This window comes from Microcystis aeruginosa NIES-2549, from assembly GCF_000981785.2.
Classification (GTDB): Bacteria; Cyanobacteriota; Cyanobacteriia; order Cyanobacteriales; family Microcystaceae; genus Microcystis; species Microcystis aeruginosa_C.
Genome location: NZ_CP011304.1, coordinates 2,917,256 through 2,938,196, shown reverse-complemented (window position 1 = coordinate 2,938,196; position 20,941 = coordinate 2,917,256). Strand labels below are relative to the sequence as shown.

Annotated in this window: 22 protein-coding genes and 2 pseudogenes; 13 read left to right on the top strand and 11 right to left on the bottom strand. The window is 42.9% G+C overall.

All coding sequences use genetic code 11. The annotated features are described in order from the left end of the window. Positions 1-10: 10 nt before the first annotated feature. Both myaer_RS14495 and myaer_RS14490 read left to right on the top strand, forming a co-directional pair. Positions 11-502 (top strand): DUF29 domain-containing protein, encoded by a 492-nt coding sequence (locus myaer_RS14495; protein WP_080949810.1) that lies wholly within the window; start codon positions 11-13, stop codon positions 500-502. A 76-nt stretch (positions 503-578) separates the two neighbouring features. Beyond that, positions 579-893, top strand: a pseudogene (locus myaer_RS14490) (Rpn family recombination-promoting nuclease/putative transposase); the annotation flags it as partial. Positions 894-1,326: 433 nt separating this feature from the next. Here the strand turns inward: myaer_RS14490 and myaer_RS22525 are convergent. The 5 genes from myaer_RS22525 to myaer_RS14465 all read right to left on the bottom strand — a co-directional run bounded on the left by myaer_RS22525 (position 1,327) and on the right by myaer_RS14465 (position 5,385). Beyond that, the gene (locus myaer_RS22525) at positions 1,327-1,473 is read right to left on the bottom strand and encodes a hypothetical protein (RefSeq protein ID WP_327348259.1); all 147 of its coding nucleotides are present in this window, start codon (positions 1,471-1,473) and stop codon (positions 1,327-1,329) included. 22 nt (positions 1,474-1,495) lie between these two features. Beyond that, positions 1,496-2,554: a reverse transcriptase domain-containing protein gene (locus myaer_RS14480; protein WP_046662612.1), complete on the bottom strand. Its 1,059-nt coding sequence runs from the start codon at positions 2,552-2,554 to the stop codon at positions 1,496-1,498. Further along, entirely contained in the window at positions 2,551-2,904 is a 354-nt protein-coding gene (avd, locus tag myaer_RS14475) for a diversity-generating retroelement protein Avd (RefSeq protein WP_046662611.1), read from the bottom strand. The genes myaer_RS14480 and avd overlap by 4 nt, the downstream gene beginning before the upstream one ends. A gap of 110 nt (positions 2,905-3,014) precedes the next feature. After that, positions 3,015-4,880 (bottom strand): formylglycine-generating enzyme family protein, encoded by a 1,866-nt coding sequence (locus tag myaer_RS14470; RefSeq protein ID WP_046662610.1) that lies wholly within the window; start codon positions 4,878-4,880, stop codon positions 3,015-3,017. 268 nt (positions 4,881-5,148) lie between these two features. Continuing rightward, positions 5,149-5,385, bottom strand: a complete 237-nt coding sequence (locus myaer_RS14465; protein WP_046662609.1) for a type II toxin-antitoxin system HicB family antitoxin — start codon at positions 5,383-5,385, stop codon at positions 5,149-5,151. 340 nt (positions 5,386-5,725) lie between these two features. On the opposite strand from myaer_RS14465, the gene myaer_RS14460 reads away from it, so the two are divergent. The 6 genes from myaer_RS14460 (at position 5,726) to myaer_RS14435 (ending at position 11,242) form a co-directional block, all read left to right on the top strand. Beyond that, positions 5,726-6,373 carry a DUF3386 domain-containing protein gene (locus myaer_RS14460; protein WP_039900206.1) on the top strand — a complete coding sequence of 216 codons (648 nt, stop codon included), beginning with the start codon at positions 5,726-5,728 and terminating at the stop codon, positions 6,371-6,373. Between the two features lie 73 nt (positions 6,374-6,446). Next, positions 6,447-6,683, top strand: coding sequence for a NifU family protein (locus myaer_RS14455; RefSeq protein WP_046662608.1), 237 nt, complete (start codon positions 6,447-6,449; stop codon positions 6,681-6,683). Between the two features lie 440 nt (positions 6,684-7,123). Further along, positions 7,124-8,212, top strand: a complete 1,089-nt coding sequence (locus tag myaer_RS14450; RefSeq protein WP_046662607.1) for an isocitrate/isopropylmalate family dehydrogenase — start codon at positions 7,124-7,126, stop codon at positions 8,210-8,212. A gap of 160 nt (positions 8,213-8,372) precedes the next feature. After that, entirely contained in the window at positions 8,373-8,996 is a 624-nt protein-coding gene (locus myaer_RS14445) for a COP23 domain-containing protein (protein ID WP_046662606.1), read from the top strand. Positions 8,997-9,102: 106 nt separating this feature from the next. After that, positions 9,103-10,008, top strand: coding sequence for a S1 family peptidase (locus tag myaer_RS14440; RefSeq protein ID WP_046662605.1), 906 nt, complete (start codon positions 9,103-9,105; stop codon positions 10,006-10,008). Positions 10,009-10,036: 28 nt separating this feature from the next. After that, positions 10,037-11,242, top strand: a complete 1,206-nt coding sequence (locus myaer_RS14435) for a tetratricopeptide repeat-containing serine protease family protein (RefSeq protein ID WP_046662604.1) — start codon at positions 10,037-10,039, stop codon at positions 11,240-11,242. Positions 11,243-11,263: 21 nt separating this feature from the next. Here myaer_RS14435 and myaer_RS14430 read toward each other — a convergent pair whose 3' ends face one another. From myaer_RS14430 to myaer_RS14420, 3 genes are all read right to left on the bottom strand, one after another. Next, positions 11,264-11,863, bottom strand: coding sequence for a hypothetical protein (locus myaer_RS14430; RefSeq protein ID WP_046662603.1), 600 nt, complete (start codon positions 11,861-11,863; stop codon positions 11,264-11,266). Positions 11,864-11,911: 48 nt separating this feature from the next. Continuing rightward, positions 11,912-13,126 carry a hypothetical protein gene (locus myaer_RS14425; RefSeq protein WP_046662602.1) on the bottom strand — a complete coding sequence of 405 codons (1,215 nt, stop codon included), beginning with the start codon at positions 13,124-13,126 and terminating at the stop codon, positions 11,912-11,914. A gap of 486 nt (positions 13,127-13,612) precedes the next feature. Beyond that, a complete protein-coding gene (locus myaer_RS14420) occupies positions 13,613-14,116 on the bottom strand; it encodes a hypothetical protein (RefSeq protein WP_002735260.1) in 504 nt (167 codons plus the stop codon). A 290-nt stretch (positions 14,117-14,406) separates the two neighbouring features. Between myaer_RS14420 and myaer_RS14415 the strand changes: the two genes are divergently transcribed. The 4 genes and pseudogenes from myaer_RS14415 (at position 14,407) to myaer_RS21350 (ending at position 16,028) form a co-directional block, all read left to right on the top strand. Beyond that, positions 14,407-14,721 carry a hypothetical protein gene (locus tag myaer_RS14415; protein ID WP_002758945.1) on the top strand — a complete coding sequence of 105 codons (315 nt, stop codon included), beginning with the start codon at positions 14,407-14,409 and terminating at the stop codon, positions 14,719-14,721. Between the two features lie 282 nt (positions 14,722-15,003). After that, positions 15,004-15,399, top strand: coding sequence for a hypothetical protein (locus myaer_RS14410; protein WP_046662601.1), 396 nt, complete (start codon positions 15,004-15,006; stop codon positions 15,397-15,399). Between the two features lie 309 nt (positions 15,400-15,708). Further along, a pseudogene (locus myaer_RS22700) lies at positions 15,709-15,866 on the top strand (ISKra4 family transposase); the annotation flags it as partial. Then, positions 15,864-16,028 carry a hypothetical protein gene (locus myaer_RS21350; protein ID WP_158524801.1) on the top strand — a complete coding sequence of 55 codons (165 nt, stop codon included), beginning with the start codon at positions 15,864-15,866 and terminating at the stop codon, positions 16,026-16,028. The pseudogene myaer_RS22700 and the gene myaer_RS21350, both read left to right, overlap by 3 nt. A 267-nt stretch (positions 16,029-16,295) precedes the next feature. Here the strand turns inward: myaer_RS21350 and myaer_RS14405 are convergent, their stop codons facing one another. From myaer_RS14405 to myaer_RS14395, 3 genes are all read right to left on the bottom strand, one after another. Next, positions 16,296-17,228 carry a glycosyltransferase family 2 protein gene (locus myaer_RS14405; protein WP_046662600.1) on the bottom strand — a complete coding sequence of 311 codons (933 nt, stop codon included), beginning with the start codon at positions 17,226-17,228 and terminating at the stop codon, positions 16,296-16,298. Continuing rightward, positions 17,225-17,650, bottom strand: a complete 426-nt coding sequence (locus myaer_RS14400) for a GtrA family protein (protein WP_046662599.1) — start codon at positions 17,648-17,650, stop codon at positions 17,225-17,227. The genes myaer_RS14405 and myaer_RS14400 overlap by 4 nt, the downstream gene beginning before the upstream one ends. A gap of 70 nt (positions 17,651-17,720) precedes the next feature. Beyond that, complete coding sequence (locus myaer_RS14395; protein ID WP_046662598.1) at positions 17,721-19,532, bottom strand: thiamine pyrophosphate-binding protein; 1,812 nt, start codon at positions 19,530-19,532, stop codon at positions 17,721-17,723. Between the two features lie 216 nt (positions 19,533-19,748). Here myaer_RS14395 and myaer_RS14390 point away from each other — a divergent pair, with 216 nt between their 5' ends. Next, complete coding sequence (locus tag myaer_RS14390) at positions 19,749-20,933, top strand: FkbM family methyltransferase (protein WP_046662597.1); 1,185 nt, start codon at positions 19,749-19,751, stop codon at positions 20,931-20,933. Positions 20,934-20,941 lie beyond the last annotated feature (8 nt).

The following is a 20,941-nucleotide window of genomic DNA, read 5'->3' as shown; positions in this document are numbered from 1 at the left end:
GAACGAAACTATGGCAGTAGAAACAGCTTTATCAATGAAAGCCTTATACGATCAGGATTTTGTTCTCTGGGCTTCAAAAACCGCCGAACTTTTAAAGCTAAAAAAGTTTGATGAGGTGGACTGGGAAAATCTGATCGAGGAAGTGGAGTGCATGGGGAAAAGTGACAGACGGGCTGTAGAAAGTTTATTAACCCGACTTATCGAACACCTGTTTAAGTTAGCTTATCACAAATCGGAACGGGAGCGAGAACGCAACGTCTGTCACTGGGTAGGAGAAATCGCCAGTTTCCGAACTCAACTAGGAGAGTGGCTAGAAACCACCACTCTCACCAACCACGCGCGGGATTATTTTCAAAAAGCCTACTCGAACGCTCGGAAAACTTTAATACAAGCGAAAGCAGTCACTCGCGACGCGATTCCTCTAGAGCCTCCTTTCTCCCTCGAACAGGTATTAGATGGGGAATGGTTCCCGATTGATATCGATCATTACTTCGACATATAAGGACAAAAAAAGTTAAAGATGAATATTAAAGTTATTGTTTGGCAAGAGGATGATTTATGGTGTGCCACCGTAAGTCAAACAACAGCAAGAACTTTTAGAATTGATAGAGACAATCTTGGTTTATAAGTTACCCCAAGTCAGTAGAAAGGAGATAGAAGCGATGTTTAGTTTAAGTGATTTAAAACAAACTAAAGTGTATCAGGAAGCTTTAGAAGAAGGTAGAGAGGAAGGTAGAGAGGAAGGTAGAGAGGAAGGCCGACAAGAAGGCGAATTAGCGGCAAAATTAGCCTCTATTCCTCGTTTATTGGCATTAGGATTGAACTTTGAACAGATAGCACAAGCTTTAGAATTAGAGATCGAACAGGTTAGACAAGCAACTCAAGGGGAATAGGAAAAGTTCAACGCGATCGCAATAAGGTTAGATAGCGTATCATGCTAAACTACTTTTGTACTATAGCAGAGAGACTAGCTGTGTCGGCGTTGCTGAATCAAGGTATGAATGCCAAATGTGCAGGTTCCCGGGCAAAAGTTAGTTTGGCTCTAGGTTTTAAAAATACCAGAAAAGAAGATTCAGATATCAAATCAGCAACGCCCCTTTTGCCTCTTGCATGAGTGCCTGTCCTGATATGTAGCCTATACTCAACGGATTTAGTATCAAAAGAGAGACGACAGAGGCACTGAAACCTCAACACCAAAAATATCCGAAATCGGTTAACTGTTCGGATATCTCCTACCAAGCTAACCGATTTCGTGGCAATGTTCGGATACTGTCGCCAGCATCGCGGGAATAGAACTGGACTTTTCCTTACTCGCTCGATACATTCTCATGCACCGACTCTGGTGAGGGAAAGTACTGGGGAGACACACGCAACCCGAAAACCGTTGTTGTTGTTGTCGTTGTCGGGGTTGTTCCTGTTGCGGTTGGCAGAACGACAGTTATTAGGGTTGTTGTTCCAAGAACCGCCGCGCAGTCGAAATTGTTCTACTCCTTCTTTAATTTCTCATCGAGATGAGAGAATCAAATAGCTTTTCTCTTAACTGTCGTGTATCACCGTGTTGAAGATGTGCGAACCAACTTTGTAAAGAACGAGACATCTCTTCGAGCGTGATCGTACCATTTGCCAGCTCTTGTTTGAGTCGCTTAATTCTTCTTCTTCCTCGATGTAGATTATCATTTTTTACCTTCACGCGGTCGGGAAATACTCGAAATCCAACAAAAGTAGCTCCGATTTTTGTCTCGAATAGTTGACTCTTAACGGAATGGATTCTTAGCTTTATTGAAGCTAAATACTTCTCGATTTCCTGTCGAGCGTAGCAGAGAAACTCTCGATCATCGGAAAATAAGCTAAAATCATCGACGTAGCGTAAATATTTGTTGACTTTGAGGTTTTCTTTAACAAAATGATCTAGTCCGTTCAGAAAAATATTGGCAAAAAACTGGCTGGTTAAATTTCCCATCGGCAAACCTTTTCTTCTAGATATAGAGGTTAGCAAATCCTCATCATCAAAACAATGGTTAACTGGAATCTGTTCGTTACTGTTGTCGATGATGCTTTCGATTAGCCAGAGGGTATCGCGACATTTGATTTTTTTTTCGATCATTATTTTAAGAATTTCGTGATCGATACTGGGAAAATATTTCTCGATGTCGCACTGCAAAACATAGCGGCTAGTTCGGGAGTATTGAATAAACTTTCTTAAAGCTTTATGAGTACCGAATCCCACTCGATTGGCATAGGAATTATTAATAAAAGTCCGCTCGAAAATTGGATTGATTATATTACATAAGGCGTGATGAACGACTCTATCTCTATAGGGTGCAGCCGAGATCATGCGGATTTTTGGCTCTCGAATATAAAAAGTCTTATAGTTTCCGTGCTGGTAGGTTTTATCTCGTAATTCTTGCTCTAAAATAATTAATTCTCGCTCTCGATTATAATTAAATTCTAAAACATTCTCTTTAAATCTTTTTCCTTTCTGCGCTTTATTGGCCGCTAGGGTGAGATTTTGGAAGTTGATAATATCCGTGTAGAGGTTGCCGTATCGCTTCATTTCGTTGGTGTCCGTTTATTTTTTTGCTGTTTGATCCAGCCACCTAGCTCTTGACCAATTTCTTCTATCAATTTACTCACATATTCGTATCTTTCTGGAGAAAGCGGAGAAAAATCCCATAGGAGTCGGGTTTGATAACGGATAACGTCCAGTCGAGCGTTGAGAGCTACCAATCTATCTAATTTTTCTCGCTCGTATTTAATCAGAATGAGTTCCTCTAGTACACTATACAAGTTATTGATCAGTCTTTCTCCTAGGGTAAATTTGTGCGTTTTGGGAATTCGTGTTAGGATTGGGACATACCATTTAATTAAATCGTACATCTTCTGGATAATTGATAGTTCGCTCAACGACTTTACCTCTCTTTATCTGTAATAAATCTTAACATTCTTTTCTCAAAAAAAAAATCGACCCGCCTAAGGGCGGGAGACAAAGGGCAAAAGAGCAAAAGAACAAAGGGTTAAAGTCCTGGGGAGACACACGCAACCCGAAAACCGTCGTCGTCGTTGACGTAGACGGGGTTGCTCCTGCCGCGGTCGGCAGAACGACAGTCATAAGGGTTGATGTTCCAAGAACCGCCGCGCAGACACTTGGGATGAGAACGATTATCATTATTGATAGTCCACGCAGATCCATCCTTTGGCGCTCCGATATAGTTATCGTGCCAATCGTCTTCGCACCACTCCCAAACATTGCCACTCATGTCATACAGTCCCCAAGCATTGGGCTTTTTCTGGCCCACAGGATGAGTTGTCTGCTGAGGATTTCCGATATACCAAGCGTAATCTCCTAACTGATTGGCATCATCACCGAAATAATAGCGAGTAGTAGTCCCCGCACGACAGGCATATTCCCATTCCGCTTCTGTGGGGAGGCGATAGGTTTTCCCGGTTATTTGACTCAATTTCTGACAAAAGGCTTGAGCATCGTTCCAAGTAACCATTTCTACCGGATTTTGCGGATTGTTTTTAAAATAAGAGGGATTGGTTCCCATTACCGCTTCATATTGTGCCTGAGTCACCAGATATTTCCCAATCGCAAAACTGTTGACTTTAACTTGGTGTTGAGGCTTTTCCCAATCCCTAGCATCGGGATCACTGTCAGGAGATCCCATGAGAAATTGACCTGCTGGTAAGTTCACCATCTCTAGTGTTATCCCATTGGGTAGGTTTTCGGTAAATGGAGTTTTATTGTCTAGGGGTGTCTCTGGTTGAGCAGATTTAGATGGAATCATCCAATCTGATGGAGAAGAAGGAGTTTTATTGTCTAGGGGTGTCTTTGGTTGGGAAGGGGGAGGAATAGGAGAATCACCGACGACGGAGGTGGTAAAATTCCCAACTCTCTCGATTACATGGTTGTTGATGCGTTGAATGGCGGTTTCCAGTTCGATTTCCTCGTCGGGGATTTCCACGTCTGTCCATTGCCATCCTTCCTGCTCGGCTCGCTCTAATGCGATCGCTAAACGGCCGCGCTTTTCTTCGCTGGTGACGAGGAAATTGAGCAAACTAGCCGATAGATTCTCGTTTTTGCGGAAAGATACGGCCGATTCGGAACTAAGAATGTTCTGGACGAGGGATTCCACTTCGCTGACACTGCGGGAAAGTTCCCCGTCAATGGTCACTACTCGATCGATTAAGCCTTGAAACTGCCCGATAATTGGTTTTAGGTATTGTTCTAGATTAATGGCTACTTTGGCCATTTCGATCGCTTCTTTTTCCAGATTATCTAACTCCAGCTGCAACTGATACACTTGTTTGTACCCGTTCAACTCGCCGATCATTTTCGAGAAAACCTGTTTTTGTGTATCCTGATCTTCGGCTAATTTCTGGATACTTTCGCTGATTAAGTCGATTTTCTTGAGCATAAGCAAGCTGGCGCGACCAACAAGAATCACGGTGCGGAAAATCTGCTGTTTCTGTAGTCTCAGGGTATCTCGCAGGTCGGCCGAGCCGATGCTATTCTCCAAAGATTGGCGTTTTCGCTCTGTTTCTGCCAATTTCTGGCATTTAACCGCCACTGCCTCCTTGATTTCCTCGGTCAGTGACTGGAAAAACCGTCGGTATTCATCCTTATGGTCGGTGAGAAATCCGATTAACTGGTTATAGTCCCCGACTAATCTTTCCAATTCTTGAAAAGTTTCCTCGAAATTGAGGGGTTCTTCTTTTTTCCTCAATCCTAACCATGTATTGCGGACCCGTTTTCCAGTTTTAATCAGTTGCTGTCTTTCTTGAATCTGATCCTGCAAAACCAATAAATCGGGGCGATTTAGTTGGGGAAGTTGATAGGTTTTCCGATAAAGCTTGATTTTCGCCGTTTCTTCTGCCATCGCCGTGATCGCTGAGGGTGAGTTTTTTCTATTTTAGCCCGATTTTTTGATCAGCTAAGACGTATCTTAACCGCCTATCCTTAAACCCCCCCGATGTTGGTAGGGTTGATTAATAGTAGGGTTGATTAATAGTAGGGTTGATTAATAGTAGGGTTGATTCATGAATCAACCCTACCCCAATGTCGGAGGGGGGTTGCCTCTTACCTCGTCTCAACAAGCAATTTAAATTAAGAACAGCATAATGTCTTTGCCGGATAGTTGTTTCAGCTTAGGCATATTCTGGCTGTAACTCAAATATAATCTGTAGAAAAGGTTGGGCAACTAGACCGAACTCCCTGGGGTCTTCTCCCTCTAAATGCAGTAAAATGGCTTCTTGGAGATTATTAACCACCTCATCTAAGGTATTTCCCTGGGTGACAATCGAAATTTCCACGCATTCACCTACATATCCTTGTTGTTCACCAGAACGAATAATTGCGGTAACTTTTGGACTTAATTTTGTCATAATTGCTCATGTTTATTTTTTGCTTATTTAGATTTATGGCAATCGAGCAAGGGACGGGTCATTGACCCATTCTAACTGACTTTTGGCTCTTCTAGGTTCTGTGTGATAAGTTTAATTGACATAGGATCGATCGATCTTTGTGTCCTTTGTGTCTTTGTGGTTCGTTCCACCCCCTCGCTCTTGAGAAATGTATCTTAGAATACATTTTACCCACCAAAGCTGGGAGAGCCGACTTTTCCCTAAGTTGTCAAATTCATCTAGTTTTCTAGAAATCTCGGCCAGAGCCGAAAAAATCAGCGACAATGATATAAATGGAGTTATCAACACAAGTAAAGCGATTATGACTGTAGCCACGACGAACGCCCGAGATATTTTCCGCTCCGCCTACGAAAACCGTTACACTTGGGATGAAGGATTCCCCGGTTACACTGCTGATATTATCCTCACCCAAGGAGAGGAAGTCCATACGGGCAAAATTCAAGTTAATGCCGATTATAGTGTGGAAGTAACGGGCATTGATGACGAGAAAGTGCAAGAAAGTATTTATAATCAAATGCGCGACATCGTTACTCACCGTAAAAGAGGCAATTTTGAGGCTTCCCACGGCAAAAACCAGTTTAATTTCGGGCAAGATGATCCCACCGGTGCGGTAGAAATTCTTGTCACCGGCGATGCGATGGGATCTAATTATAAGGTCCGCGGCCAGGAAATCTGTCAAGTCAGTCGAGTCATGGGACCGATGGCTTTTACTATTAATACCGAGGAAAGTCTCGATACGGGAGAAGGTTATATTTCTATTCGCTATAATGCCATTTTCCGCAATGCTAAAACCGATGAATTAAAGGGAAAACGTGACTTTAAGGAAACCTACGAAAAAATCGGTAATTATTATTTACCCTCCTGTCAAGTGATTAACGCAATCGATGTCGGTGGCGAAAAATCCACCACAGAATTCACTTTTATCAATCTACAGCTTTTAGAATCTTAAGGGTTATCCCCGCCCAAAAAGCGTTAGGATTGAAGTAACTACACTCTCATAAATCTCTGACCAGAGGCTGATTATGTCTTTAACACTGACTCCCGATAACGTCGAAAAAGTCTTAGATGAAATGCGCCCCTACCTGATGTCCGATGGTGGTAACGTGGAATTAGTCGAAATCGACGGGCCAGTCGTCAAAGTGCGTCTTCAAGGCGCTTGCGGTTCCTGTCCCAGTTCCACCATGACCCTAAAAATGGGCATCGAACGTCGTCTCCGGGAAGAGATTCCCGAAATTGCCGAAGTTGAACAAGCTCTCTAAATCTTGGGTTAATTAATTGGCTCTTCTAGGTTCTGTGTGATGAGTTTAACTTACAATATGATCGATCGATCTTTGTGTCCTTTGTGTCTTTGTGGTTCGTTCCACCCCCTCGCTAGGAGCAATGTATCTTAGAATACATTTTACCCACCAAACCTGGGAGAGCCATTAATTCTCACCACTGCCCGATTGCTAATTTAATTAGCGATCGGGCATAATATTAATTAGGGTTTAAGGCAAGAGGCACTCATGCAAGAGGCACTTATGCAAAAGGGAGAATAAATAATCAGTTTTCAATAACCAGACTTGGTATTATATATTTTTTTCTGCAAGATTGATAAAATTACAGAATTAATTAAGGTAAAAAGTATCTTTTTTAGCCAATTAACCAGCCAATTAAGCATTAACATATACTCGAAAATTTTTATTAAAACTCAAAAATTATGACGGAAAATATCCCCACCATTGTGGTCATGCACGGCGACCAAACTGGAGAAGAACTATTACTAGAAGCCCTGAGAGTATTACAACCCTCGATAATTCGTCAACCGCTTAACTTTGCCGATTTTGATCTTAGTTTAGCCCAGCGTCGCCAGAGTAACAATCAAGTGGTTCACGAGGCCGCCGAAGCGACTCTAAAAACCGGATTAGCTCTCAAAGCTGCCACTATTACCCCAGAAATTAAAGGAGATGTGGGCAGTCCTAACGCTATTTTAAGAGAAGCAATGAATTCTCAGGTAATTCTCCGCATCGGTCGCCGTATCCCCGGTATTCGTCCGATTGGGGGCGTTAATTCTCCCATTGCCATTGTCCGCATGGCCGTTGATGATGCCTACGGGGCCAAAGAATGGCGAGAAACCACCGCCACCGGCGATGAAATTGCCTATCGCACCTCGCGCATTTCTAGGGCTACCAGTCGCGCTGTGGCCGAGTTTACCTTTCAACAGGCCAAAAAAACCGGGGCGCGGGTATTTGGCGGCCCAAAATTCACCGTTAGTGCCACCTACGAAGGGATGTTTAAAGAGGAATTAGACGCAGCAGCCCAAAGACATCCGGAAGTGCGTTATCAACCCCTGTTAATTGATGCAACTTTTGCCCTACTTTTACAAACCGACGGCGAAGCTTTGGTGATTCCAGCACTTAATCGCGATGGCGATTTATTATCCGATTTTGTCTTGCAACTCTATGGCAGTATTGCCGGGGCCGAAAGTTTAGTTTTGGGATTTGATGAGGAGACCCTAGCGGTTAAAACTATTATGGCAGAAGCTCCCCACGGCACGGCCCCGGCTTTAGAGGGCAAAAATATCGCTAATCCCATGGCGATGATTTTAGCCTCGGCAGCTTTGTTAGGTTATATCGAAACTAGCGAGGCGCGCAAAGCTTCTCGGGCAATTTATGAAAGTGTCTTTGAAACTATTCACGAGGGCAAAAAAACCCCCGATTTAGGGGGACAAATGACCATGAGTGAGTTTACCGATGAGGTGATTCGTCGCGTGGTCAGTAAGTTAGAAGTTTGGTCTGCTTTGGGGTAAACGAACTCATCTGATTGCTCTCTTAAAGGAGTTTGAAGAAAGGGTAATCCCAAAAAATAAGAATTGTTGCAAAGGCCTTGCTTTTGTTTGTTTTGCGGAAAAATAAAAGCTACCTTTGAAGTGTACAACGGAGTCCCTTTGCAGGATTAGGATAAGAACAATGAAACTACAAACTTTGACAAAAACTCTGACCATTGCTCTGATTGGTGTAGGAGCTGCCTTGACCTTACAATCACCGAGCCAAGCTCAAACCAGATTCGAGTGTCTTGTGCCAGTGACGGGTCCCCATGTGGGAGTTCCCACAACTTTTGTCCAATCCGGCCCTAATGAATACAGAGCGGTGATTCGTTGGTCTTCTGATTATTTTAGTGGTTCCGGTTACACTCCCATGCGACGGTGTGAAGAAGTAACTGGAAGATTCAATAGCCTGAACTCTCGACCAGGCGGAATTGGTAATATTAACACGGGCTATCTGAATGGTGAACCAGTCATCTATGTCTCCAGTAGTGGGCGAGAACGGGCTAATAGTGCTAACCTATTATTTACCCTCAAGAGAGGAGATGATGCGAGGCAAAAACTTGCGCAGTTATTTGGCCTCCGGCAAGGAGCCAGCAGCAGTCCTTTGTTTGAAAGCTCATCGGATTCTGCCACTATCGATTTCAGCAAATTCCTAGAAAGCGTTCCCGTGGAAACAAATCCCGCTACGGGTTCGTCCTCTTCTCCGGCGCCGGGGACTTCCCCCGAACAGTCGCCCCAAAAACCATCAGGCGGTTCTGCTTGGTGAACTTTTCTAGTTCTATAGATAAGGTAGGTTGGGTTGACGCAAGGAAACCCAACGCCCGCTGTTTGGTAAACTTTTCTAGTTCTATAGATAGGAGCGTAGTAATCAAGTGAGTCGGGCGATAAAAAGAATTTTGGCTGGTGTGGGCGGTTTATTATTGGGACTGTCCACACCTTTGCTTGCTGTCCCAAGCTATGCTCCCGCTCTGGAACCTAACCGGGCCAATGCCTATAGCTCTCAACAACTTTCAGAACAACAGCTGCTTCAGTTAGCCAGAGCAATTACCGTTAAAGTGTTATCAGGGCAAGGCTGGGGTTCGGGCATTTTAGTTGAAAAGCAGGGTTCTTCCTACAAAGTCCTCACGAATGACCATGTTTTAGGGCGGTATCGCTCTCGGGTTTGGCAAATACAAACCCCTGACGGCAAGATACATCGGGGTGAGTTGGTCAGAACAGTTCGCTTGAATAATTATGATTTAGGCTTAGTTTCTTTTCGCAGTAGCCAAGTTTATTCTATTGCTGATTTGGCTAATGTCGATGATCTCACTATCGGAGATGAAGTTTTCGCCGCCGGCTATCCCTTTGATTTTACCTTCACCGTTGGTAAAGTGTCGCTTTTGAGTGATAAATCCTTTTCGGGGGGCTACCAAATCGGCTATACCAATAAGATTAAAAATGGCATGAGTGGCGGACCGCTGCTGAATCGGCAAGGTAAAGTTATTGGTATTAACGGGATTCATGCTTATCCTCTCTGGGGTAAATCCTACGTTTTTGCTGATGGAACAGTGACTTCACCAGCACTGTGGGAACAAATGAGTCGATTAAGTTGGGCGATTCCTATCGGGACTTTTTTAAAATCGGGGTCATCTTCTCCATCTGCTTCCAGTCGGCAACGGCCCGCAGTGTCACCCCCATCGCTTCCCACCCATAGAGAACCCACTTTCTCGGAAGATTTTCCTTCTCCATCCTCGTCAACCCCAAGAGAAAAGAATCCCGCTCCCACACCCCTCTGGTAAATTCCACTCAACTGTATTTTTAAACCAGATGAGCAACAATTTCTTGAAAATTTCCGCCGCCCTAGTTAGTATAGCGGTGTTTGTGGTTTCTCCTCAGATTGCTAAGGCATCAACAACTGAGCAGATAGAAAAAACTGCTGAAAAGATTACCGTTTTAATCCCCTCAGAAGAAGAGGGGGCGAATGGGAAAATTACTGCTAATGGCTCTGGATCAATTATTGCCAAAGAAGGAAGGGTTTATACTGTTCTTACTGCTAGTCATGTAATCTGTAAAGATGCTAGAGATGCCTGCAAGTTCTATTACGATCAACTAAAAATTATTACCTGGGATGGCAAGCAATATCCGCTCGATTACAATAGCATCAAAAAATTACCAGGAGTAGATCTAGCCCTCGTGCAGTTTCAGAGCGACCAAAATTATCAATTGGCGACCTTGGGTAACTATCAAGTAGCTGACGAACAATTTATTTTTGCTTCTGGATGGCCCGACCCGAAATTTATCGGCAAGCGGAAACGATTGTTCAATGTGGGGAAAGTGCTACCCAAGGACATTACACCCTTGCTGAAAATATTTCCCCCGGAGTTGGGGTATGAGATAGTTTATACCAGTGTCACCTATGGGGGCATGAGTGGCGGTCCAGTGTTGGATATCAATGGACGAGTCATCGCAGTTCACGGACAAAATGAAGCCGAAAAAATCGAAAAGGTTCCCGTGCCAATTGGCTTTAGTCTCGCTATTCCCATCACTACTTTTTTGAAATTAGCACCCCAGTCTGGCATTCAAGGGCAGATAAATGTCGAAAGTTCGCCTCCCAATGCCTTATCTTTGCGAGAAATTGGTGATGAATTATACAAGGCTTTTGAAGTTCCCAATAAGAACGATACTAATCCCCTAAACTGGCTTAATCAAGGCAATAAAATGTGGCGGTTAGGACAATTAGCCCTCGCCTATGCCGCCTATGAAAAAGCCTTGCAACTCGATGCTCAACTCTATCAAGCTTGGTACGGGAAAGGTCTGCTCTTGACCTACTGGAAACGCCACCAAGAGGCGCTGGCCGCCTACGAACAAGCTCTCAAAATTAATCCTGACTCCGATACCGCCAAAAAACTGCGAGACAAGCTCCAAGAATCCTTAGGGGGAGGAAATACCCCTTCTCTAACCCCCTCACAGCCAACCACCGCGCCCACCGTGGAGCCTTCACCACAGCCCTCTAATCCGAGGAGACTATGGTGAAGTCAGCAGGGAAAATGCGGGTTAGCGAGCGGCTTCCACCAATGCAGCTAAGGATGCTTGAATTGCCCGTAGTTCTGCGGGAGGACTTGCCAGAAACGCTTCGTTACTGGCTAAAATCATCTCATTATAGGTCTGCACCGCCGCCAACAAGTTAGCTGGATTAACCGCACCACCAGAGGTTAATCCGTTTAAGCCGTCCAATAAGTTTTGAATAACACTTAAAGGCGGTGCGCCTGGTACAGTGGTAAGAGCGGCAGTGACAGCAGTGATATTATTACCCGCCTGTGCATCTGCTGTTAAGATGCTCAGTATCGGTTGCTGAACGGTTGGGGAAATCGGGGTACCCGTGGGGGAGGTTAAACCATTATTAGCTAACTGAGTATTCACAGAAGCCGCCGCTTGATTAACAGAAATTTGAGCCGGTTCTCCCCCCTGAAATCCCGTCACCGTGACGGTGGTGGTGGGGATAGTTTGACCGGCAAAATCACCGGTGGAAAGAATCGGCCCGGTGACATCGGATTGGTTGCCGGTTTGCGCCATACTAGGAGAGACTAGGGCATTGGTCAGCAAAACCGCCGCCACTAGGGAAACTTGCCAATTAGTCAACCATTTCATCAACATGGTATTAATCCTCATTCAAAAAACTAAGTTACACAATGTGAAAACCGACTAACGGGGGAAAAAGTAATTGTAGCCGATACTCATCACGAAGCGAGCGCCGTCCCCGGCATTGCCTGTTAAATCAGCACCGGCAAGGTTAACCGTCAAGGGGATGTTCTGGAAGGGAATCAGGGAAATACCCGCGTTTAAATCTTGACCCGACCATTCGACAATGGCCGAGACAGGTTCAACAATTCGTAAACCCGCACTAGCAAAGACACCGAGCGAGTTTACCCCATCTTCAATGGCTCCTTCCGAGCGAAAACGACCACCACCAACACCCAAAGAGAGCGTCAATTGGCTAAAGGGTTCTTTCGTTGTTTCTGTTAACTGAAAAAATTTGCTCACCACCCCGTAGATACTGCTACCGCCATCTGTCCCACCCCAGTTAATAGCGTTTTCAAATCCTAGGGCCACAGCAAAACCTTCTGGCAGAGAACGGTGAATTTTAAAGCTAAAACTACCCCGTCCAGCATTATCATCAAAAAGGCTCAAAATCGCCAGAGTTACATCTAAACCGACAATTTTCTGGGGGTCTCCCAAACCGCCCCCTAGGGATAACCCACCATCTGCTTGATTGGTGAAACGGGTTCTCGACTGGAAACCGAAACCACCGAAAATCTGCCCAAGACTTGCTCCAAAACCGATGGGAGTAGAGATACTGGCACCAGGGGCAACCACAACTTCCGCCAGTTTCGCAGAAAGGGTTTGCGGTTCCTCAATCAGAAACTCTTGACGTAAACGCTGCAATTCGGGAGAAACATTGGTATCAACGGGGGTAGATGCTTGTGCTTGCCATTTTTCGACTTCTGGAGAGTTATTACCCCCTGCTGGGAAAAGCTGACTCGCTTGCATTGTCCCTAGATTCGCCTTCCATTCTTCTAGGGTTGAAATTGTCCCGGTCTTTTCTGTTGCTAGAGTATCGAGGGAAGATTTCTCTAGTTTATTTTCTAAGGATGAGGGCAGATTACTGTCGGCTAATCCCTCTGTTGTCGAGAAGGAATTGGTTGTCAGAATTCTGTCTGTCCTCTCTAATTCCACGGGGGAATTAATGATAATTTTTTCCTGGGATACCCGAATAGAAGCAGCGTCAATGTCTAAGGGGGAAGGAATGGCTTTCACCCCATCGCAAAGTATGGCCGTCCCCACACAGGAGGTAATGAAAATTCCTCCAGAAAATATGTGTCTCATCTGGCTGTTTCTTTTGGCTTTTTTTAACAACACTTCCAGCTTTCCTCACAGACGAAGTTAATTTGCAAGAATTGTAACTGATTTATTCTTAGATAGCAAGTTATCAAAGTTGTCCGTTATCAATCATGGAATCCCTCGGCTCTCCTCGAAGTTGGTGTGATAATCAGTGCTTATCATTGGTAGGAGTCTTGCCAGGCAAGGCTTTGAAGACTATCTTTCTGGAAAGAAAATTATCCCTACAGAAACGAGAAGAACCATCTTTCCTTTGCCGGTGTCTGAAATTGTCAATTCGCCTACCCCATCGGCATTACTGAAGAAAATCCTTGTCCTCACTGAAAGTATGGTTTAAAAATTTCCTTGATTCTTTTTGGCCCTAGTCTGCCTAAATGAAGTGTAAAAAATTTACCACCTCTATTCTTGGATTCGCCAGTTGTGGTGCCTCTTCGTCCATGAATCCAATAGGCGGCTTATACCACTAGAACTAAAAAAAGCGGGTTGAACCCCGCTTGTAATCAACAACTAAGCTAACTTAAAGGCATCTCGCCAACACCAGCGCAACAGGGTAAAAGCTATCAAACCTTTAACCACTTCTAGAAACCAGTAACCAATCTGCAAGGACATCATTTCTCCCGACATTCCCGACGCGGTAACGGGAGCCAGTAAACCCATAGCACTCAGATTGGGAGTGAGAAAATAGGTGTAAATTAGGGTGATTACTAAGAGAACACCAGCGAATAGGAGCGATCGATGTTCGGGGAGATGGATTAAGGTATGATAGCGGTGGAAGACAACAAAGCTACACAGCACAATCGCCGCACAAACTAATTCCAGATGGTTAAAAATGCCAAATAGCAAGTAACCGGCACTGGCAAAGCCATTTTGTGTCATCATGCCAGCTACGGATAAGCTGGGGATAATGATTAAATCGATGACGAAACTGGCACTTAACCAGAAACCGAGAACAACCATGGCTAGGGTTGTCCAATTAAACCAAGACCGATAACGCTCAACAAAAGTTTTCATTAGGCTTGCTCCTCCTTGCCTTTCTAACTTAATTGTAAAGAGCGTTCGCCAAAATTTTGGCCAGTTTTTTGGTAATTCTTAGCAATTCTTAGCAATTCTTATAATATCAACTTAGTTTTCCGGAAGGGCAACCAAACAATACCGCTCTTACCTCTAGATTTGGCTACCCGCTCGGCGCAGAATTGTAAAGATTTATCAACAAGTGTTTATAAAAACCTTTAAATATTGACCAAGTTGACAATTATAGACTTACCCTAAAACAATAACTAACTATCTAGGGGTTTACTGTTATGGATAAGGATTTTCGTAACTATCGCATGGTTTGCACCCTCACCTTCGGAGATATTTACGGACAAATAATCGTTTGGTTAATCGTTATTTTTCTTACTCTGGCTTCCACTCTAGCTCTTTGGAGTAGCACTAGACAAATTTTTGCCCTCGCTACCGTGGGGTTAGTCGTCGTCCTCTCTTTGCCTTTTTTACTCTTTGCTTTTGTTACTACCCTCCTCAATCATATTGAATTCGTTCCCATCGAAACGGAAACCAATATTCGTCGTGGTCCTGTACCCGGAGTTAGCGGCAGCCGTGTACCCGCAGCCGGCTAAATCCGACCAAATCCCCCATAAATAATCTAGAGACGTTGCTGACAACGTCTCTAGCAGTTTTTGCCATTGTTTGCGTCGGGGTTTCTCGTCCTTAATTTTTGTAAATTTTTGTAAATTTAACTTGTTTTTAAAACCTTTTTCTGGTAGTGATTATCCAAAGAAAAATAGATGAAGCAGAGAAATTGTCAAGACAATAATCTTGTTTGCTGCCTGATCCCGGTCAATGATAAATTTTAAAATACTCAGTCTTTTACATTTTCCCAACTCTCGGAGTGATCCCCGATGTTAAAAAATCTCTTTGGTGGCAAAAAATCTGACTTTTACCTAGAACTAAAAGAAACCGATGGTGAACAACAAGCAACAGCAACCACGGCAGCAGCCGCCCCTGTTGTGGAAGCGCCCGCCGCTGCTGTCGAGTCTGCTGCCGCCCCTGTAGCCGAGAAAAAAGCCCAAAAAACTTCTATCAAGAAAGAAAAGCAAGCAAAAGAAACTCCCGCCGCTCCTGTGAGCGCACCGGCCCCCGTAGCCACCACTAACGGTAAAGTAGAGCCACAAGAAGTGGAATTTGCGACAAAATACTTGATTACTCCTAGTCTGTCTCGCCGTCGCCCCGGTCCAAGTTTGAATGGTTTCAAAGATATGGCGCGCAAGGCGAAATTACCTGCTAACCGCGGCTAAATCCCCCCGGATTGCTTTCTCAAAAAAAAAAGGAGAGCTTTCTTTGACTCTCCTTTTTCATCAGGGTGCATCTACTGACTCAAGTTTAGCAGAGAGTTTTTTTGAGGTTGGTTATTTAGGTTACTCCCTAGAGTATTTTGGGGATAATTATTGCCTGTCTTCTTGGGTAATTTTTAAAATCTAGGACTAGATCGAACTGAGCGAAGCGGTGATCACCACTACCCCGATCTGTTTCCAGTTTTTCAGTTCCCCGACTTTTTCGACGAGATCGGTGGTTTTTCTGGCTGCGTTCTCTATCTCGATGGCAGCAACAATCCAAATAACTTGGGAGAAATAGAGGAGACTGTCAGAGATTTAATGATCTAGTGTGTTAACCCAGAACTCGGTATTTTTTGATCAAAATAAGTATAGAAGAAACCACCAGCCGGACGAGAAGAGTAAAAAGTATTTTGGGTGAATTACCAATGATGCTTATTTTAAAGGGAATTTCCATTGGTTCTAGCTTCGGGTCATCTCAAGTCAAACAAATTGGTTTTCTTGTTAGAATTGCTAGTGCAATGTGGAATTCTGGCAATTTACCGCAAGTCTTTCGTCATTGCTGGGCCTATCTGAATGGTTCTCTTTTTTAACTTTTTTATTTACCTCGTTAAGCATTCATATTTAATGCAAATGTGAGATGCTCCCCTTACCTAAAATGTCGGTTTGAAGGCTATCGGGAAACTTGCATTCTAGCCATTACTATTTGTCCTCGAAGATTAGGTTAGTATATAGCGTTTTTCAGTCTGCTGAGGTACAAAAGTTATGGGTTTTAGGCAAAAGGCAAAAGGCAAGAGGCAAAAGGGAAGAAAAATAGGTGTACCTCACTAGCTTAGGAAACGCTATAACAAATACAGTCTTCACTCAAAGTTAATCCGTTCACGTTCGACAACTAAAGGCCTTTTTAAAATTCTCATGTGCATTAAGCCAATGTATTCCCCAATAATACCGATAAAAAATAGTTGCACAGAAGCGAGTAAAAATAGTCCGATCATGATTGGTGCGGTTCCTAAAGGAAAATAATCCCAGAACAACAATTTGGCGATTAAATAACCTAACGCCACTAGCAGACTCAAGAGGGACAAAGTAAAGCCTAACATGGTGGCTAGTCTGAGGGGAACTTGGGAGTGACTGGTAATACCCAGCATCGCATCGCTATAGTATCGATAGAAGTTGTAACTACTTATACCCCGTTTTCGCCGTTGTTGTTGATACTCAAAAGAGAAACTTTCAAAACCCAACTCTTCAATGAGTCCCCTAAAATAGGGATAGGGATCGTTAATCTCTCGTAGAACATTGATGACTTTCTGATCGTATAACCCGAAACCTGTAAAATTTCTAGTAATTTTTATATCTGAAAGATTATCCATTAAAGAATAAAAAATTTGTCTAGCAAAATAGAAAAAAGCTCCTTCTTTCATCGGCGTTTTAAACGCTTTTACAACTTTATAGCCTTCTTCCCACTTCTTGACAAATTCTAGGATTAATTCGGGAGGATCTTGCAAATCTGCTACAATGGGAATAACCGCATCCCCGTAACACTGAAGAATCCCATAGTAACCAGAACGAACCGGACCAAAATTTCTAGCATTGACGATGACCTTTACCCCGGGGTCTTTTTGAGCAAATTTTTTTAATTCATCTACAGTTTTATCTTGGGAAGCGTTATCGATAAAAAGATGTTCATACTCATAGTTAGGTAACTGATTAAAGACTTCTTTAACTCGCAGGTAAAGGTCTTCAACATTTCCTTCCTCATTATAACAAGGGGTCATAATCGTAATTTTTTTCATTGTGATCTTTCCCTAAAAACAAATAGTTTCATTAAAATAAAAGAGATGACAGCCATGGGAAGAACCAAGATAGCACCCGCGATTAACATTTTAGTTTTTTGCTCGATGCCAATATCAATAGCATCAACAATTCTCAGGGCCTCAACGTTCAAGAGAAAAGTCACCACATAAACTAAGACAAAACGAAAAATCAATTTGTTGTTTTTGCTACCAAAAACTAACTTTCCCGTGGTTTGAAAGTTAAATAAAACTCCGATAATAGTAGCCAGCAAGACAGCATATTTATAATTTAGTCCTATCAGTATAAGACTACCATATAAAAAATAACCAAACAGGGTATTTATTGCACCAACCAGCAAAAAACGGGCAAATTTATGTTTTTTAATCAGGTTAACCAATTTAGCCTTTTTGAGAATATACATTACTTACAAGTGAACCATCCATCAATAAAATAATAAGATTCTGTCCAGTGACGGAAGTATTTTCTAATCATTAATTCTCCACCGGTGGAATTAATAAATTGCTCAAGAGTTCTTCCCTATCTAAGAAGGGAGCCATATCCTCTAGGGGGGATGAAACCATTTTGCCATCAGGTAGTTGTCTTGAACTCAATTTAGGCTCAAATAACTGTTGGGTATCTAACATGATTTCACACACCACTGGACCGGGTTGCTCAAGTACCTCGATCAGTTGAGACTGAAAATCAGGAGAATTAATTCTTGTCGCAGGAATGCCATAAGCTTCAGCAACTTTAACAATATCAGGAAAGGACACGCCACTCTGAGAGCTTTCCCCAACTAGCTTGCCAAAAAAGTTAATCTGTGTTGCTCTAATCGATAGATAACCACCATTATTAAGAACAAAGATTTTGATGGGAAGTTGATGGTGGACGACGGTTTGGAGTTCTTGGATATTCATCTGAAGACTACCATCTCCAGCAAAACAGATAACCCGTTTGCCTTGTTGAGCGATGGCTGCCCCCACGGCAGCCGGCAAATCGTACCCCATTGAGGCACTGCCGGAGTTAGAAAACAATTTTTGTCCTTTTTGGATAATTGCTGACTGAAAAGTAACAACACAGGCCATCCCATCACCACAGACAATCACATCATCCTTATCTAAACACTTAAATAAGGTGTTCATCAAATGATAGGGATTAATAGCATTTTCCTGGGACTGATGTTTTTGGGGTAAAAAGATCGGATAACGTTGAACCCTTTCTTGACACCAAGCCAACCAATCACAATGACTTTCGGGGTCGAAATTATCTTCATCCAATTGGCGGTTTAATTCTTCCAGAAAAACTTTCACATCACAATGAATTGGCAGGTCAGGTTTAACTGTCGGTTTGTCTAATTCTGCTTGATCAGCATCCACTTGAATCTTAAAGGCACAGCGAGCAAAAGACTGCCAATTGTAACTGACTTGACGAATATTTAGACGGCTCCCAAGAATCAGTACAGTTTCTGCATTTTGAACGGTAAAATTGCCAGGGCGATCACCAATTGTACCAGGACGACCGCAATAAAAAGGATTATCAGAGGCGATTATATCATGAGTCCAAGCCGTAGTAACTGGGATTCCCAACCTTTGGATAACTTTCTCAAAAATTTCAACAGCACCGCCAATTCGCACACCGCTGCCTGCCATAATCACAGGTCTGGGAGAGTTTTTCAGCCGACTAATTACCTCACGGCATTGTTGTTGAATTAACGGTAAATCCCATAGTTCTCCATCCTCTGAGGGGTCGTAACCTTGTAATTGACTTTCATCAATTTTACTGGATTGTACGTCAATGGGAACATCAATCCAGCAAGGGCCCGGACGACCGGAAACAGCTAAATGTAGAGCTTTTTCTAAATGGAATCGAATCGATTGGGGATCATCAATCAGAACGGCATACTTCGTAATTCCTTTAACCATGCTAACAATATCTGCTTCCTGATCCCCCAGTTGTCTCAACTGAGGAAGGTTGTAGGTTGCTAGGCAGGTTTCTCGCTTCACCTGTCCCGATACTATCAGCATAGGAATAGAATCTGTCCAAGCACCAAAAACTCCATTTAAGGCATTAATACCCCCCGGTCCGGTGGTGACATTAATACACCCGATCTTGCCAGTAACTCTAGCATAAGCTTCTGCCGCCATGGCACAGGCTTGTTCATGGTGACAACAAATATAACTCAAGCCTTGGCAGCGCCCGATGGCATCGTTGAGGTGCATGGCGCCGCCACCTGTCACTAAGAAAATATGATGAACGCCTTGATTGACAAGGGTTTGGGCGATATAATCGGCAACTCTAATCATTGTTTTGATGCCATAAATCCAGTTGATTATGATTATTATGACTCTATTGAGTCTATTTAGCAATTTTATAGATTATCCTTGACAAGGATAGTAATCTGGTGTACCCTGAGCAACAATCCCGTTTAAACTGCCCGACGAACAAACACTAGAATCTTTTTACCCTGTTACACTGAGTAATTGGGCGAGACTAGCTTTATTTCCCTGATGTGGTAACTTATGTCTTCTTCTTTATTACTCGAATTAGAAAATTTACTCAAAAAACCAATTGCTTCTATAAAAGATTATGAAAGTTCTCTTTTCGAGCAATTGCTCGAAAAATCTCAAGGACAGATTGTATTGTTTGGGGCTGGCAACTTAGGCAGAAAGTGTCTTGCTGGTTTGCGGAGTGTTGGCATAGAACCAGTGGCTTTTGCTGATAATAATATGGCTTTGTGGGGGACAAAGATTGAAGGGGTTGAGGTTCTTTCTCCTGAAACTGTGATGAAAAAATATGGCGATAATGTCTTATTTATAGTGGCCATTTGGAGCATAGGAAGAAACCGCAGTTTTATCACAATTAGAAATCAATTACAAAAAATAGGTTTTCTCAATGTCGCTTCTTTTATCGCTCTTTTCTGGCGATATAATCAGTTTTTTTTACCTTACTATTTCATCGATTTGCCTCACAAAATTTATGAGCAAGCCGAGGATGTCATCGCCGCTTTTATGATTCTACAAGATGACTACTCAAAAGAACAATATCTTAATCAATTAAAATGTAGAATATTATTAGATTTTGACGGCTTGTCAGCTTACAAAGAGATCACTTATTTCCCTCGTTTTTTGTTACCTGTAATCAACCAAGAAGTGTTTATTGATTGTGGTGCTTTTGATGGGGATACCGTTCAATCTTTAGCGGCTATCAATGCGGGTGCTATAGGAAAAGTAATTTGTTTTGAACCCGATCCTCAGAATGTTGAAAAGCTCCAGCATTCTCTATCTAATTTAGATAGCACAATTCGAGATAGAATAATTATTTATCAAAATGCAGTAGGCAAGCAACGAGAAAAGCTAAGATTTTCAGCAACAGGTTCGGGTGCATCTGCAATTTCCAGCCAAGGAACTTTAGAAATAGAAGCAATTTCTCTTGATGAAGTTTTAGCTAATGAAGCACCAACCTTTATTAAAATGGATATTGAGGGGGCGGAAATAGATGCAATTATGGGAGCAAGAGAGATTATCAAGAATCATTCCCCAATTTTGGCAATTTCAGTTTATCACCAACAGGATCATTTATGGCGAATTCCCTTATTAATCAAGAGTATGTGCCAAGATTATTCTTTCTTTCTTGAACCCCATCTGCACGATGGTCAAGATGTCATTTTTTATGCTATTCCTAATTCTCGCTTTACCCAACCTTAACCAATACA